12 protein-coding genes are annotated in these 15,754 nt (G+C 51.8%); 5 read left to right on the top strand and 7 right to left on the bottom strand.

Annotated features, from left to right (window positions below):
* The first annotated feature begins 842 nt into the window (after positions 1 to 842).
* On the top strand, positions 843 to 3,374 hold the full coding sequence (locus E8M77_RS23765; protein WP_137133106.1) for a toll/interleukin-1 receptor domain-containing protein: 2,532 nt from the start codon (positions 843 to 845) through the stop codon (positions 3,372 to 3,374).
* Positions 3,375 to 3,514: 140 nt separating this feature from the next.
* Here the strand turns inward: E8M77_RS23765 and E8M77_RS23760 are convergent, their stop codons facing one another.
* From E8M77_RS23760 to E8M77_RS23735, 6 genes are all read right to left on the bottom strand, one after another.
* Positions 3,515 to 4,402, bottom strand: a complete 888-nt coding sequence (locus E8M77_RS23760; protein ID WP_137133105.1) for a hypothetical protein — start codon at positions 4,400 to 4,402, stop codon at positions 3,515 to 3,517.
* Positions 4,399 to 5,580, bottom strand: coding sequence for a toll/interleukin-1 receptor domain-containing protein (locus tag E8M77_RS23755; RefSeq protein ID WP_137133104.1), 1,182 nt, complete (start codon positions 5,578 to 5,580; stop codon positions 4,399 to 4,401). The genes E8M77_RS23760 and E8M77_RS23755 overlap by 4 nt, the downstream gene beginning before the upstream one ends.
* Positions 5,577 to 6,104: a TIR domain-containing protein gene (locus tag E8M77_RS23750; protein WP_137133103.1), complete on the bottom strand. Its 528-nt coding sequence runs from the start codon at positions 6,102 to 6,104 to the stop codon at positions 5,577 to 5,579. The genes E8M77_RS23755 and E8M77_RS23750 overlap by 4 nt, the downstream gene beginning before the upstream one ends.
* 81 nt (positions 6,105 to 6,185) lie before the next feature.
* Positions 6,186 to 8,738 (bottom strand): patatin-like phospholipase family protein, encoded by a 2,553-nt coding sequence (locus E8M77_RS23745; RefSeq protein ID WP_246659387.1) that lies wholly within the window; start codon positions 8,736 to 8,738, stop codon positions 6,186 to 6,188.
* 111 nt (positions 8,739 to 8,849) lie between these two features.
* Complete coding sequence (locus tag E8M77_RS23740; RefSeq protein WP_137133102.1) at positions 8,850 to 9,491, bottom strand: hypothetical protein; 642 nt, start codon at positions 9,489 to 9,491, stop codon at positions 8,850 to 8,852.
* A gap of 3 nt (positions 9,492 to 9,494) precedes the next feature.
* Entirely contained in the window at positions 9,495 to 9,983 is a 489-nt protein-coding gene (locus tag E8M77_RS23735; RefSeq protein WP_137133101.1) for a TIR domain-containing protein, read from the bottom strand.
* 72 nt (positions 9,984 to 10,055) lie between these two features.
* Here E8M77_RS23735 and E8M77_RS23730 point away from each other — a divergent pair, with 72 nt between their 5' ends.
* The 4 genes from E8M77_RS23730 (at position 10,056) to E8M77_RS23715 (ending at position 15,314) form a co-directional block, all read left to right on the top strand.
* Entirely contained in the window at positions 10,056 to 10,661 is a 606-nt protein-coding gene (locus E8M77_RS23730) for an AAA family ATPase (protein ID WP_170975983.1), read from the top strand.
* A 169-nt stretch (positions 10,662 to 10,830) separates the two neighbouring features.
* On the top strand, positions 10,831 to 11,973 hold the full coding sequence (locus E8M77_RS23725) for a nucleoside triphosphate pyrophosphohydrolase family protein (RefSeq protein ID WP_137133099.1): 1,143 nt from the start codon (positions 10,831 to 10,833) through the stop codon (positions 11,971 to 11,973).
* Positions 11,970 to 12,638 carry a uracil-DNA glycosylase gene (locus E8M77_RS23720; protein ID WP_137133098.1) on the top strand — a complete coding sequence of 223 codons (669 nt, stop codon included), beginning with the start codon at positions 11,970 to 11,972 and terminating at the stop codon, positions 12,636 to 12,638. Before E8M77_RS23725 ends, E8M77_RS23720 begins: the two co-directional genes overlap by 4 nt.
* A gap of 282 nt (positions 12,639 to 12,920) precedes the next feature.
* Positions 12,921 to 15,314 carry a TIR domain-containing protein gene (locus E8M77_RS23715; protein ID WP_137133097.1) on the top strand — a complete coding sequence of 798 codons (2,394 nt, stop codon included), beginning with the start codon at positions 12,921 to 12,923 and terminating at the stop codon, positions 15,312 to 15,314.
* Positions 15,315 to 15,481: 167 nt separating this feature from the next.
* Here E8M77_RS23715 and E8M77_RS23710 read toward each other — a convergent pair whose 3' ends face one another.
* On the bottom strand, positions 15,482 to 15,682 hold the full coding sequence (locus E8M77_RS23710; RefSeq protein ID WP_137133096.1) for a hypothetical protein: 201 nt from the start codon (positions 15,680 to 15,682) through the stop codon (positions 15,482 to 15,484).
* Between the last annotated feature and the right edge of the window lie 72 nt (positions 15,683 to 15,754).

Genomic DNA, 15,754 nt, shown 5'->3' with positions numbered 1-15,754 from the left:
GCAAACTCGAAAGCCAGCCATGGCGGATCATGTCTATCGGACGCAGAGAATGGGCCAATGGGTTCTGATCAATGAGGACGCGTATTAGAGCGTGTACATGTTCTTTGCTACGATGACAGGCGGTGCGACCCGGTCACGGGATAGGACCAAGATGACGACACGATGCGCAGGATCAAGGTCGGCGGGAACCTGCAGTTCATCTGCCGCGCCTCCCTGTCCGATCTCCCACTAGAACGCAAAAACCGCCCCCTTCAGATGGGAGCGGTTATTGATTTATGTTTGAAGTGGTTGCGGGGGCCTGATGGCACCGAGACTTGTAAACTTACTGCCTTGGGGCATATGAACCGTCGGTAGGGCCTCTGGGGTGGTTACGCGTCTTGATGAACTGGCGATCGTCAGCGTTATACGTTCACCGACACGGCCGTACGAGAGCCCGATTTCAGTGTTGACTTAGTCCCAGATCGGCGTTCCGGTCTTGCTGCGGCAAACTGCGGTCCAGAACATTGGGCATGATAACCTGTAGCCCCCCCCAGCCATCCGGCAAGCTCCGCCATCTCTGTTTCGCTATCAGAGCATTGTCGCGGATGAGCCGCTCGAAACGAGGCAGCAGGGCGCGCAGAAGCACCAAACGCCTCGCCTGAGCAGGCTTCATGCCCGCACACACTACTACGTTCAAGCCTTTCACCAGAACAAGCAACCATTCCAAGACCGGCCTTTGAGCGTCACGCTGCCAATGAATTAGATACAGCGCGAGCCGATCTATCAATACCACCCAAGCTTGTTGACAGATCCCCAAAAAACCTTTGAAGTTAGTAGCACAAGGATACTGGGGAGGCCGCCTCTTGGAAGATCAACAAATTTTGAGGTTAACCGCAGCGCAGTATTACGAGTTGTCTGACTCCGAATTTAGAAAGAGCTACGAAAGTGAAATATTTCAAAATATTCTAGACTTCCTGGAAACGAGGATTCGGCTTGAGATAATCGGAATTATACGTCGATTTGGTCTCAAAGGTGATGTCCTATTCGAAATTCGCCAGAAGACATCAGCATCCGCATACTCAAAACTACAAAAACAAATAATAAAGAAGCAGTCAGAGTTTGGAGACCGCGAATTATACATATTTGATGCTGTAAAAGATCTGATTGGCGTGCGATTAATTTGCATGAACGGAGAAGTAGAGAAAAATATATTCAATCATATACTTCACGTGGAAAGCTTAGAGGTGCAAGCTGAAGGATTGGAATATTATTCCGCACCATTTCGTGAATATACGCTATCAAAAGACATACATGATGACCTTTCGTCAATAATAGCGAAATTGAACTCTTCTTCAATTAAAAAGAGAAAAGTTGAGAAGAAGTCGAAAACATCGAACTACGAATCTTTGCATTTCTACGTTAAATTCGCGTCCAAAGTCGACAATTTCCTCTTACATGGTTTGGCGGCAGGTGGGGCTTGGGTAAGCGAAAGTGAAAGAATCCGCGACGGAGCCGAAAGCGAGTATCTGCTTGAGCTCTACGAAGAGAAATTCGGAGATTTCGAAAAAAGTCTCCTCGGAATATTTCCTATAGAATTCCAAATACGCACCATTACAGATCATCTATGGGCACAGGAAGAACATAGGTTTGTATACAAGGATGTTAGCGCAGGCCCGTTCAGTACGGAGGCCCGCGATAGAATCGATGTACTAAAAGGTGCGTTTACCGGGCTCAAGTTTGCCTATTACAACGTCGACAGACTTAGGAGTCTTATTCGGAATGTAAACAAAGAAAAAGACATACCGCCCCCTTCTTACACAGGAAGAAGCAAGGACATAAATTCGATACGCTTCAGATTCTTTCATCCCTCAGAGGAGGATGCTGAAGCGAGATTTCGATATGTTGAAAAAATATTCCAAGAACACGGCCAGGATATTGCTGCAGATCTTGTAGTTAGCGAAATATTAAAGTTATACGATTTAATAGATCAATCTAAAGAAATCCAGGAGGCCAAATCAAGAAAGCCTTTTGACACAAAGCTCTGGGGAAAAGAGAGATTATTCTATCTGTTCCTTGCTTATGTAGCTTTGTTTTCGAAGACGAAATCACTTCCGAAATCCGTGGCAGTCAGCCTGAATAAAAAGCTCGACCTAGTCGATCTTGTCGGTGAAGCAGCCTTCATGACCTCGGTGGATGATCCGCAAGGATGCCTGAAGCTGGCGTCTAAGATTTATGAGCGAGTAGAAACGTTCGATCACATTGCACGAAGCCTGGTTCTATCAAAAGAAAATGAAAGGACAGCAGACGACAGAATATTTTGGGATCCTTTGGTGGGAATTAGACTTGCCTCAAGCTTTTTTCTACAAAACGAATTCTCAGGAGCTAGACGCGCGTTAATGGACGTATTCAAGCTTGGAGAAGCTAGTGACTATGTCTCTTGGCACGCACACCCATTGTCGAAAGATTTTCAAATTTCAGAAATATTGATGCGATTTTCGCAGTATATATTTTTTAGAAGTTTTGGCAACGAGGACAGACTTCTCAACAGTTTCCAGGAATTGGTGCTCGTATTTAATGCGATGTTCAACAACAACGAAAAGGAATACAAATACGAAACATACCGCTCTTATAGCTGGTACTATGCACTTCTGAATTTTCTATATACTCAAGACACTTTACTGCCAGTAGAGCTTGAGGTTCATAAATTGCGCTGCCGAACATACCTCAAAGATCACCTTAATGCTGCCCAAACCTCTCCCGCGTTCCAGAAGCCAGAGGTGCAGTTAATGCTCGTCTACCTGCCGATACACACGGCCGATCATGACGATCGTGAACACCAGGTGGTCGACAACCATGCACGTTTCAAACAAGAGATTGTGGAACATCGGTCCTACCCACAAGTGGCCGTCACTTATATGGTTCGTATGGCCGATAGGCTAAGGCGACGCGCCTTGGACAAAATTAGGAGAGATCCTAATATTACATTTTTATCATACGCAAGAAAAGACAAGGAGCTGGCGGAAAGTGTTGCGCTTCATCTACGAGAATTAGACGTAAATATTATTTATGACGAAGATTTTGATCGGGGCGGTGAGGGAGTTTATTCGCAGATCGAGAAAGCCATGGCCGATTCAACGAGCGCCATATTGCTAGTAACAACTGAATATCTTAAATCAAGCTGGGCGACAGAAGAGAGATCATTCTTGATGGACAAAAGAAGACGAAAGGAATTGAGACTTTATGTACTAGTTGAAGGGGTAACTGATGACGAATTACGCAGCAAGGCCCCGCTCTTGTCAACGTTAGTGTACTACTCGGGAAAAAAAGACCAATTAAAGAATTCGCTGGACAAAATTGCCGCTGACATCCGCAGGCCAATTCAACGCAAATCGTGATACATGGCCGCGGGAAGCGTAAGCGTTAAGAAGGGTCTGGTTGCCAGATGCTAGTCAACGCTAGGGCGCCATAATTCGTTCGGGCGCAGTCTCATAAGAGTTCGGCAAGTTGGATTCGGATTCGCTACTTCGTGCAATTGCTATCGTAGGTCGATCCATTCATTCAGAGTTCGGGCAACATCATAGGCCATTGCTTCGCTCCGATCATCATCGGCTAGAGCGCTCAAGGTCTTGCGCAACTGTGCAGGGATTCGGTCACGCAGCTGAGTGACACTTTTGAGAGACATATCATAAGTTGGCAATTGCGCGCCTCGCGGAATCCGCATCCGTTGAGGTAAAATGTTAAGAGCAATGGCCACGTCTCGCGACGCGCCGCCGAAGGCACCGAGCGGGATACATGGCAAGCCGGACTCAAGAGCAAAAATTGCCTCTTCGACAATACCTGGCATCGCTCCGAGGTATGCATCCTGCGGATTGTCTAACAAGCCCATTTTACCTCCGAGTAGAATACGAGCGTTACTAAGACCGGTAACCGCCTTTCTCGCAGAGGAGTAAGCCGTCGCAGTTTCAACAGCCTTTACAAGACCAAGCCACGCCCTGAACTGTTCGTCATCAGCAAGACGGATCCTTGACGGACCTTCACCAATACGTAGACCGTCATCAACAGAGCGAGCAAGCAATAGCGCGTTTTGGAAGTGAATCAGCGTTTTAACTACTGACGCCCCCTCTCGTAGAGCGTTATTAAACTCAACGAACGATGCGCCGCGCAAAATCGGTTCGGGTACTATGTGTATAAAAGGCGCTTCAGAGCCAGAAGAGTAGGCGCCAGCCAGATGCCTGAACATCGAAAATGTCAGTCCTTTAGGGTCGAGGTTACCAGCATAGACAATCTTCGCACCGGCGCGGACCAGAACAGTGCATATCGAGAACAGTGCTCGGTCAACCTCCCGAGCTGGCAGGCCAAGGCGAGCCCGATCTGGCGCATCGCTCACCGAGAGCGCCACTAGCCAGCCCTTAAGTGCTGTCATGATAGCTCCCCAAGTGTGGCTAGCCGCGTCGAGGGTGACAGCACACTGAGAGCTTTGACCAAAAGTCCCTCCTCAATTTGACCTAAAGGGGGATCGGGATAGACGATGATACCTGGCAACGTCTTCGCATCTATCAAGTCGAAGAGCTCCGGTGGCCGGGGAAGCATCAGAGCCTGATTGCGATCCTTGGTTATGCGCACTGCCTGCCTCTCGAACAAGTCGCAACGCAATCCCTCCGACAGAACCTCTACCAATAGCGGCTCAATCCATTCAGTAGTTCCAGGCATTGAAGAGACTCGGACTTTCGGCAGGTTTGCACCATACGGATATGTCCGACTAGTTCGCCTTTGACCAACGTCAGCAAGTACGATCGGCCGCCGCTTTCGCTTAGCCGTGGTGAGTTCAAACACGCACCACGGTCTAGAGTCATATGCGTCAGAGACGATCGCCAGAAGCGTGCCTTTGCCAATCTCCTCCTCGAAGCGATCGCTGAAATCCTCTCCAGGGTTCAACTCCTTCGCGTCGTAAAATGTATGGAGCGACACATCCTGACTTTTATCGTTCACGAAGGCGACAATTGCCGAGGCCGTAGCATCGCCATCCGCTTTAGCGTGGCTCACGAAAATCTTTTCCTGCCCGTCTCCACCTCCCAAGAGAGCTAATCGACGCCGAATTTGGTAGAGCGTATGTAGGAGCAGTCGACTATCTCGGGCGGCGACTGACATCCTCCCGCGTGCCCAAGCCTTTCGGTAAGCGTACTGAATCTTGGCCGCCGCATCAGACGGCAGCACAGGATCACCGGAAGGACTGCCAAAAGGAATGATGAAGTCGACATTGCCGCGCGCAGCGATCGCCTCTCTCGTCTGCTTGATGTAAACGTCCCATTCGTCGACGTTTTCTTGCATAACGTCGTCATGGAGTAGTATGATCGCGTTGTGTTCTGCACGAGCTAAATCGACAGCGGCTGGTAGGGCGGAGATGCCATCCCATGGCGTACTTGCAAAACGCACGGGCACCCGATAGGCAACGCCGTCCCTCTCCATGCCTATTCCATCGAAATGTTTCGATACCAGCTCAGCGATCCGTGCACCGTCATCTGATCCATCTGCCCATATCACGTGGATACGAAGCAGATCGATAACACGATGGACCTCAGGCGATCCGATATCCGCATTCATAGGTTACGTTCCATTCGGGGTCGCGAGTTGTCAATCAGCCTCTTGGAAGCCAAATTTGCTCTCTCGATAGCATCGGTTAGCGCCACCGGGTTGGCAACGATGTCATTCCACGAGATCCAAACGGCGTATTTGCTATCGATATTGTCCTGAAGGCGTGATGGCTTCTCCGTACCGTTATTAGCTAATAGCGGTAGCATCGGAAGCAAAACACCGACTAATCCCATCTGTTGAGACAAGGATGCATGAATTTCCCAGTCAACGTACTTACGTTGCCACGTATTCTCTCCGCAGAGTAATATTGTGCAGGAGCTACCATGGAGGTGATATTCCCTGATGCGCCGCATGATGTAGTCATGGTTGCTGCTGTCTATGCGTCTCTCGAGAGAATTGTCGGTAAGTAGTTGCAGACTGTCATGCATCTTTTCTGAGAGGTTATCACAGTAGGCTTGATCGCCACCGTGATGGTAACTAACGAAGATGTTTCGCCGCACTTGCCGCCTTTGATTGAAGGGGTTACCGATCATTGCCGCACCGCACCGCACCAGCTAGTGCTTCTAAAGTCACCTAGAAGCCCGCGGATCGCGAGCCGAGTGTACACCTTCTTATTATTTTTGATCCATAAAATTCTTAGCGTATTTCTCCATCCACTCTTTCACTCCCACGGATGGATTGGCCGCAAGTTCTTCAATAATGGCTTCCATGAAAAGCTTGTCGCCGATGTGCTCGCCGAGCGAGCGATAGGCTTCGAATTGCGTTTCCGTGAAGAATTGATCAGCGGTCGAGTGATGCGGAAACGTTGGCTCGTCAAGGCGATATCTCCTCAAGAATTCGCTTTCGTTGCCAGTCAATGAAAGCTTCACATAAAGGAGATATCCGATCTCCCATGGCTGGGTTTCGTTTCCAGTCGGATAGCGAACCTTGCAAAACCGAAAATGTGAGCGGCTGAAGCCCGATTCCAGCACGCGCAATTCGTCAAGTTCGGCATCAATGTGAATGCCCATGTCGATATATGCAAGTCGCTGCAGATTGGTCAGCGCATGGAAGGTCATACGAGGATCCGCCTCGCCATCTATTGCGACGATGTACCGGCAACGACGCCTTAGCAACTCATAGACACCCAAGTTTTCAATGTGCCCACCGTCGGAAATGTTGACGTAGGGGAGGTGCTCGTCAGCGCTCGCCATATATTCATGAATGAGATAACGAAGCCCTGGCCCTCGATGCCACCAACTCCGGCGCTCTTCAGCCCGCTCGTTTTCATCGCCATCAGGCTTTTCCAACCACGCATTCAGTCGCGCGTTTATCAACGTTAGCCAGAAACTCGCGCGTCGCGTGGTTCGCAATCCCATTTGCGGCGACACAGCGGCACCAGAGAGAGCCATGGCCGCCGCCAGGTCAAGCGTCGGATTTCGTTGCTCCCACACCTTGGTGTCATGATAGTCGATGAGGTTGCTTCCGGTCATGATCGGCGTGAAAGCGAATACGTCCGACAGTCGACCACGCATTTTAGGTTCTTCTGATCCCGGAGCATTCAACGCGCAATTGACGATCGGAAAGAAGGAAAACTTTGCTTCGAAGTCGCTCAGTCGCGGCGGTGTCTCACCAGCGTTGGCATGAATAAACGCGGTAGCGAGCTTAGCCCGATAGTAGCGGTGAAGAGAAGTCTCATTTACATCGACTGCACACCAGAGAAAAACGCCCAGTGCAGCCATGAAGCCTAAAGCGAAGAGGGTGTAAAGGGGGGGCTGCTGGCCGAAAATCGTATAGAAGGCGTGTTCGACAAGCAGAAGCAAAAGCACTGTTAAGATCGTCATCGAAACGGAACGAGCATTCGCGTACGTCGCAAACACTGCACCAAGGATCGCTATAGCGACGCCGCCAACGAGAAGGGTCGCGGACAGATCGTCCATCCCCAATGTCGAAACGAAATTTTTCGTTAGCCAGGCAATTCCGTTGTGAAAAGCCCCCAGAACAATCCACATGAGTGGCAAGCAAAACATGGCACCCAACAACAGGTGCCATCTCGTGACATCCTTTAATTGCAGCGTTTGTGTTCGCGAAACTGCACTGAGTATGATCAATGCTGCAATTGGGAAAACCCAACCTAGCCAAGTCGAGACGTTGATGTGCTCTAGGGCCACTCGGACGGCGCGTTCCATCGCGGAGAAAAATGCGATTGCAGCGATCAAGACGAGTACGTTCACGAAGATTCCGTAGGTCGATCGCATGACCAAAAGCAGACGTTCGAGAGAACCTCCTGAAAGAAAGCTGGCCCGCTGCCGAACCCCCATCAGAAATTTTGATTCTTGCTCGGTTCGCTTAAATGGCTCCTGATCAAAGCGGAGTCCGATATCCTCAGTGGTATCGGCCCGGCCGATTAAGGATGTTAGGAAACACCCGGCATATCCGCCGCCTGAAACTGTCGAAAGGTAGTCGAATTCCGGCAAGAGGTTGCGACGGGCAAGTGCAGCAAGAACGCCAAGGGAGAACGTGGCGCTACGAATCCCACCACCAGACAGGGCAAGCCCCGCCGCCCAATCATCGCGGTCAATTTTGTAAGTCGACCTGCGATCACCTACGGCTTGTTGCTCCAACTCGGCAAAAGGTTGGATGCCACCAGCAGGTCTCCATTTGGCATCCGGCAGCCCCTCTTCTAGCGTGCGTCGTCCGATTGATAGGCCGGGGTTATAAGACGTTGATCCACCTTCTAACAAAGCGAGACCACGCTCCAACTCCCGCAGGACGCCTTGGACGCGATAGAGTTCGGCTCGAAAGTCATCGCTGGAATCAAGCGCATCCAGTGCACCGCTCACACTCAATGGATGCCATTTTGCCGTGAACGGCCTGACTGATGAGTTGAGGGTGTGCCAGACCAGGATCTCGAACGTGCCGCATCCGACGTTCTCCGCAGTGATCTCCCGCGCCCTCTTGAATAGCTCAACTATGCTCTGCAAGGCGCGCTTTTCGACACCACGTCCGTAGGAAAGACGGGCAGTAGCAATTCGAGAAACGAGTTCGGTCCTGAACTGATGGGCCGCGGCTTTGTTGGACGCATCCTCCGTCCATCCGCTGCTGCCATAGGCTTCGAGAAACTCTGGGCCGAAGAGGCCCGTTTCGGACCGAGCAGGCAGTCTCGATCTGATGTTTAAGCTTGTCACTCCGGCCTCCGGATCGTTTGGCGACTCAATTGCAGCAGTTCTGGTTCTTCGAGCATCAGCGGCCAGTAGACTTAAATGAAGGTGACCGAGTAGCTTTAAGGCGTCAGCCCCTTAGTCGAAAATCTTGTCATCACTAACTGAATATCGGGCGGCGCTTTGATGGAATTGGAACGGATCGTCGATAAGCCGGTTCATGTTCAACGAATACGTCGTATTCAGCCAGTCAAGAAAGTCCGAGCATTCGTCTTCAGGGTACACCCGATGGCCTCTGGCATTCTTGTAGCGGATGTTTTCGAGAATTTCCTTTGGAACTTCCGGCGCCTGCTTGCCGAAATAGAAGAAGTGATTCGAGATCAGCACGCGATCGGTCCCCGTATCAGTCTTGATGTTATGGATATCAGGAGAGCCGTCTGGGCGACTGTGGTGGGAGTCTAACTGCTGCCAGATGCCGTCGTGCCGACGATAGATGTTGTCACCCAGCATCATCGTTCGGCTTCCGTTTCGGACAGGCCGCTTGTCTCTAAATCTCGGATCGGCCCAGTAATTGTCAAAGGTCAACGTTTCGGTCACCTGCATCGCAAAAACGCAGCGCCCGACAGCACCGAGCTTGGCACCACCCATCCCGATTATCCAATCGCCCTCCCGGGCCATTTTTCGGACCACTGGCTTGCAGGTTGCGAGCGTGCAAACGCCATGGAATGGGTTCGGCGCAAAACCAAAGTCCCGCGCGACAACATATATGTAGACGGCCATAGATCAGCAGCGCGAGGTGGAAGGGACGTGGACAGGAGCGCGTGAAGACCCGTCAGGCTCCTGGAAATCATTGTCCACGCCCTCGACGGCGTCGATTATTTTGTCCGGGTTCCAGTTTACAAGAGCGCTACCGTAGTCCTCAAAAGCCGGCGGAATGTCAGCTTCGGTACCACCTCTGGTGAACACACCGACAATCCGCTTGCCGAGTTCGTGAGCCTTCTTGATTTCCCAATTCACCCAAGGCCGCGCGTGGGTTTCTTTTCCGATCAAAACGATGACCGTCGACGCCCAAGACATCTTCATCCTGAGAAGACGCTTGATCGCATTGTCACTCACCAGGCCCTTGGCTAGGCGCTCTTTGTTGGCTGGCTTTGCGCGGATTGAACTGTTTCGGATCTCGTACCCCTTTCGGCTGAGGGAGTCGGTAAGCCTTGTGACGTGTTCGTCATCGGCATGATGATGACTAATAAAAACGTGACGCCTATTTGCCATTTCCCTTCTCCACTTGCTTGACGAATCTTATACCATGGGTTGAATTAGTGTGCGATGGTTCGGGGAAGTTTTATGACCGGAAAATTGTTCATATTCGAAGGCCCCGATGGGGTCGGCAAAACAACTGTCGTGCAGGCACTGAAGGAAAAGTTTGCAGGCACCGCCTTCGAATTCCTCAGTTTTCCAGGTCGCGATGAGGGGACGCTTGGTCACGCCATCTATCGCATCCATCACGATCCTGAAGAATTTGGCATCAAGGTCATGTCGGAACTCGCTCGACAGACACTGCATGTCGCGGCGCATATCGATGTAATCCAGACGCGCATCAGACCATGGATTGCAGACGGAAAGTACGTTGTCCTCGACAGGTTTTGGTGGTCGACCCTTGTATACGGCAGCGTTGGTGGTGGTGACCAAAAGGCGCTGGCAGAGCTCGTTGTCGCCGAACAAACCGTGTGGGGCGAAATCAAACCAGCGGCCGCATTTCTCATCGACCGTGACGGCCCGATTAACCGGAGAGAAGACCTATCCTACTGGCATAAACTTCGCAGCAGTTACGCCAGGCTCGCAGCCGAAGAGAGCAACAAATATCAGGTCCAAGTTGTGCCGAATACTGGATCCGTGGCGGAGGCGGTCGATCGCGTCGAGGCAACTATTTCAAATGCCACTCGTCCGTGAGTTCGTATTCTGGGATCCTCGCAAAGGCACATTCGGCGGGGGGGTGTCTCGACTGCAGTGTCGAAGTCACAACTGCAGAAAAAGCTGGCTGCTTGGCTAGATTCGATTGGCCCAAGTGGGGGCGTGGATCACCGTTTGCGCGGCTGACCTATGATAAGGAGGATTTTCGATGGCTGCTCGATCGCTCGGACTGAACGAATATCAAACGCTGGCATCACGGAGCGACCGAACGCGCGACAAAGGCAACGGCTTCGACCTACCGGTTTTGGGGCTTGTCGGCGAAGTTGGAAGTCTCCTCAGTGAAGTCAAGAAGCGGCAACGCGATACGGCGGCCATCATCGGCTACGAGCAGACGGTCCTTGAAGAACTCGGGGACACGCTCTGGTACCTGGCGATTATTGCCAATCATGCAGACATAAAACTAGCTTCCTTGGTGAGCGATGGATCCGGCACAGATTTGCCGTTCTCCGCCTTACAGCCACAGCATTCCCTACCCCTGAATACTCCAAGCGCTCAGTTCGAAAAAACACTTCTGCGTCTGGCGGCCGTGACCGGCGAACTTGCTGCTGCCGTCGATGGATCTCATGGGGACAAAGTTCTCCTGCAGATGCGATTGAGCAACGTTTTGCAGCACCTTGTCCAGGCGGCAAATGAGGCAGAGATAATCCTAGATGCTGCCGCCCGCGCAAATCTTGAGAAGACCGAGGATCGGTGGCCTCAGGAGCGGGTGTATCCCGAATTGTTCGATGGCGCCTTCCCTGCAGATGAACAGTTACCGCGAACCTTGCACATTGACATTTACGAACGCGAAGCGAGCAACGATAAAAGGTATGTGCTCCAGAGCTGCAACGGCTTGTTTATCGGTGATCGTCTGACTGACAATATTATGGAGCCAGACGATTACCGGTTTCACGACGTATTTCACTATGCATATGCAGCCGTCCTTGGGTGGTCTCCGGTCACTCGTGCGCTTCTCAAGCGGAAGCGTAAGAGCAAAATCCGCGTCGATGAGGGCGAAGATGGCGCTCGCGCGGTGCTCATCGAAGAAGGTGTAGCCACCTATGTTTTTGGAATCGCGAAAGACTTCGACTTCTTCGCCAATCAGAAGCCAGGTGACCTCAGTCTGACCCTCCTGAAAAACGTCCGGCAATTTGTCCGTGGGTATGAGGTCCACGCCTCTCCTCTTTGGTTGTGGGAAGACGCTATCCTTCAAGGCAACCATGCATTCCGATACCTCAGAGAAAAACGTCGCGGTCGGGTCCAGGTTGATGTAGAGAAGCGGTCGCTGTCGATAGAGGAGCTTCCACAATGAACACCGCTCAGTTTGTAGAGAAACTGGCCGATCTCTCGTTCAAGGATGCCTTCAATCCATATTCTGACGCCTGCGACGACTTTGATCAGGACGACGCCCCTGCCATCCGGCGGACAAACTTAAAGCTCGTTCTTGACGCAGCAATCGAAGGGAAAGTCGATTCCATTTGGATCGCCCGCGATCTTGGATATCGTGGTGGGCGGCGTACTGGTCTTGCCCTCACCGATGAAGCCCACTTGACGGATCACTCCGTGCTGTATGGCGACCTGCCCCTTGTCCGCGCGACCAAAGGCCCGGCGTTGGCAGAACGAACTGCTAGCGTGATCTGGCAAACACTTAACCGCATTCAGCGCCCCGTGTTCCTCTGGAACGTATTTCCTCTTCATCCGCATGAACCCGGTGACCCACAGTCTAATCGCTGCCATACTCGCTCTGAGCGCAATGCTTGCCGACCCCTGCTCACGTGGCTCCTTGAGGCTCTCAACCCGAGGGTAGTGGTCGCGGTCGGGCGGGACGCCCAGCTTGCACTTGCCGATCTTGGAATCGACGCGATGCAGGTACGTCACCCTAGCTATGGTGGACAAAGCGATTTCATTTCCGGGATAGAGGGACTGTATGGTTTACCGTCCAGCTCCAGTTCTAATCAGCAACTCGCGATGTTCTGACAACCATTCGAAGAATACAGCACGAACAAGCGGTAGTTCATAGGATAATAACGGAGGCCATTGTGGTGATCACTGAGCCACTATAAGCTTTCGCATGCAGGCTATTTACATTGAAGATGCGATGAAAGGCGCGCCTGCGAACCGCTAGTGATCGTCAGCAATGTCTTTGGGAACTGAATCCGCATTTCAGGCGACACCTGTTTTTCCGGGCCGATGACGAGCTTGAAAAGCCTAAGCCTGCGCAAGTATCAATAACGTCTGTCGTGCATAGGAGTTTGGGAAATGCAGGCATCAAGCTATTGGAGGCGATTTACACCATCGAATTGGCATTTGTCGCGCGTTCTTTGGGATGCTTTGGTCGGCTACGATGTATTTGTTTCTTATGCTTGGGTTGATGGCCGTCCATATGCCCACGCGCTTGCAACGGCGCTCCGAAATGCAGGCTACAGATGCTTTCTCGACGACAGCGAGATGCCCGGCGGCACAGAGCTGGGATCTGCTCTTAGTTTAGCGCTGCGACGTAGCGCTGCACTCGTAGTGGTGACCACGCCAGGGGCACTGGCTTCTTCCGCAGTTCGCAGCGAAGTGGATGGCTTCGCTGCGCGTGGCCGCCACGTGGTGCCAGTATTCCTGGATCCAAGTTTGAGAACGAACGGCACAGGTTCTGTATTGTCTTTGCTTAGACAACGCATTTGGCTTGCCGAAGATCAGGTAACCAGCACGCCATCCGCCGCGGTTATCACTCGGTTGATTCAGACGTTTCGGTTCGTAAAACGGGCCCGATTACGGTCTCTCGCCATTGGGATCGTCGCATTCTGCTTTGCTACCCTAATAGCGGCGGCATTTTTGCAGTCGCAGTTGGCTACAACAGAGCGGCAGCTAAAAGGCGTACAGGCGCTGACGCAAAGGCAACCGACTGAGGCCTTAATGCTCTTAGCCGAGGCAAAAAGACGATGGTTCTCTGACCCTAGTATATTGCAGCAACTTGAAGCATTCGAGATTTCGTCGTCTCCAACTGTCTGGCGTTACGTCGTCGGTGATGCTGTATCCGGTGTAGCCTGGCTTTCAAACGATCGTTTTGCCGTGGCTTCCGCAAATGGAATGGGGTATGTTTGGGACACGTTTAGCAGCGAACAAACGATCTTGCCTGCGAGAACGGCAGACACACCGGAAGAACATGATAGCTTCGCGGCGGGCACAATACCGCTGTCGGACATCCGAGTAAGTCCTGAAGGCAACTTTCTTGCAACCATCGACTGGCGCCATTGTCTACGGATTTTTCCGATCAACGCAATCGCCTCAGTAACAGCAAATTCAGCCGTGAGATGCATTAACTCTTCGTCAGGAGAGGACAGCAGGCATCCATTCGCGATTTCGCCAACAGGAAAAATTGCTATCGTTCGACAGAACTCGATCAGCATCCTGAGTGCCCCGAGCTCGATCGTTCAAATCCCAATGCCCAGCAGGGGCGAGATCAAGGATCTGGCATTCGACAAGTTTGATCATATCCACGTGCGCTACTCGAACAATATCCTGGTATCGGTTGATAAAACCAGGGTGATGAAAGAGGGAACATCCCTAAGCTTGGGTCAGTGTTCGGATGGTCGAGCTTGGTCTATAGCAGAGGGCGATGAGCTTGTGTTTGTGGGCCGAGAATTGACGCAACCGGCAATTCGTTTATCCGGCAATGCTCCGTATTTGATTTCGCCCAATTGCGCAGGCTACATTGATGGCAGAGGTGACTTGTTTAGCCTTCTAAAGCCATCGCAGAAGCTTAAAGAGAAATTTGCGACCGATTGGCAATACGATGGCAACATGGTCCGTGTCAGCTTCTCGGACTCCGGCAATCTTGCAGCGGTGGCACAGCATGACGGCACGATCCAAGTTCTTGAAGTCAACACCGGGGCCCAGAGGTCACTCTTAGGACATACCCAGCGCGTGTTCGACATGGCGTTCAGTCCTGATGAGCAGTTGCTGCTGACTGGAAGCTTAGACGGCACGGCTCGAATCTTCGAGGTTAACTCTGGCTTCGCACACGAAGAGGGAGAATATCCAGGCGCGGAGGCCGTCTATTCTTCCGTTTCAAATGACAAGCCAATCGTAAGCGATCAGGCCTACGAAGCGATCGAAGATCTTGAGCCATCTCAGCCCCTTTTTGTAAATGCGCTCGACAAAACGACCACGGGAAAGGTTGAAGTGCGCGCCGACTGGCGCGCGGGTAAGCAGTTCTTTCTGGCTGATGGGGACACACAATACACTGCGGTGTGCTCAGCCTTCGGCTGTCCAGCGGGAAGCGAGGTGAGGAGGCTTCGACTTGATCTCACAGCGAGCGGCAACAACGTTCAAGCGCGGGCTACCGAGGACGGTCGGTTTCTCGCGGTTTTAGACATAGGCAACGCGATACACGTTTTTGATTTATCGCGCCCAAGTGACGCCCCCCTGTATACTTTGCGTGATGACCAGATCCGCAGTGCGACTTTTGATAGTAGCGGGCAGCGCCTTTTTATGTTGCGCGGCGATCGCCTTGTCATCTTGTCGGTTGGGGCAGTCGCACTCAAAGAAGCCTTGCAAGACAAAATCAGATTCTGCCTGTCTGCAGAGGAGCGGATGACATATCTTAACGAATGGAAATTCTTAGCTTCATGGATAGCTAACCGTTGTCGCAGCGAAAGGTAGCCGTGCCGCTTTTAGAATCTGTTGGGCTTCGGTTTTTGTTCGAGTTTTAGAATATCTGTTGAAATTCGACCTTGATGTCAAAAACCCTTCTTGCCGTAACTGGCTACAGCTTGCCACTATCGCGCATTGGTCCCGCTTGCAGGCTATGTCGTGTTGGCCGCATTGGCTCAGATGACTTTGAGGATATCCAGTACCGCCTCGCCATCCATCGCTTGCTGTTCGAACAGCACCGCCGTCAACCGATCAAGCGTGTCCCGCTGCGCATTGAGCACATCCACCCCGTGCCCGAGCGCCTTCTCGAGCCGGGCATGAACACGAGCGGCAAGATCCGGTTGCGCTTCAAGCACTGGAGTTATACGCGTCCTCATTGACTGCGACTCTTGGGCTTCCCAAACGGCAATGAATCAGAATCTCTGGTGCGAACTGCAAACCGGAGATTT

Source organism: Rhizobium sp. FY34 (assembly GCF_005222845.1).
Taxonomy (GTDB): domain Bacteria; phylum Pseudomonadota; class Alphaproteobacteria; order Rhizobiales; family Rhizobiaceae; genus Neorhizobium.
The sequence above is the reverse complement of the archived record's forward strand: the minus strand, read 5'-3'. Positions and strand labels throughout refer to the sequence as shown.

What these genes read in the sequence shown, in the direction of transcription:
- E8M77_RS23760 (WP_137133105.1), bottom strand. Translation starts at nt 4,402, where the DNA reads ATGACAGCACTTAAGGGCTGGCTAGTGGCGCTCTCGGTGAGCGATGCG.
- E8M77_RS23755 (WP_137133104.1), bottom strand. Translation starts at nt 5,580, where the DNA reads ATGAATGCGGATATCGGATCGCCTGAGGTCCATCGTGTTATCGATCTG.
- E8M77_RS23750 (WP_137133103.1), bottom strand. Translation starts at nt 6,104, where the DNA reads ATGATCGGTAACCCCTTCAATCAAAGGCGGCAAGTGCGGCGAAACATC.
- E8M77_RS23740 (WP_137133102.1), bottom strand. Translation starts at nt 9,491, where the DNA reads ATGGCCGTCTACATATATGTTGTCGCGCGGGACTTTGGTTTTGCGCCG.
- E8M77_RS23735 (WP_137133101.1), bottom strand. Translation starts at nt 9,983, where the DNA reads ATGGCAAATAGGCGTCACGTTTTTATTAGTCATCATCATGCCGATGAC.
- E8M77_RS23730 (WP_170975983.1), top strand. Translation starts at nt 10,056, where the DNA reads ATGACCGGAAAATTGTTCATATTCGAAGGCCCCGATGGGGTCGGCAAA.
- E8M77_RS23725 (WP_137133099.1), top strand. Translation starts at nt 10,831, where the DNA reads ATGGCTGCTCGATCGCTCGGACTGAACGAATATCAAACGCTGGCATCA.
- E8M77_RS23720 (WP_137133098.1), top strand. Translation starts at nt 11,970, where the DNA reads ATGAACACCGCTCAGTTTGTAGAGAAACTGGCCGATCTCTCGTTCAAG.
- E8M77_RS23715 (WP_137133097.1), top strand. Translation starts at nt 12,921, where the DNA reads ATGCAGGCATCAAGCTATTGGAGGCGATTTACACCATCGAATTGGCAT.
- E8M77_RS23710 (WP_137133096.1), bottom strand. Translation starts at nt 15,682, where the DNA reads ATGAGGACGCGTATAACTCCAGTGCTTGAAGCGCAACCGGATCTTGCC.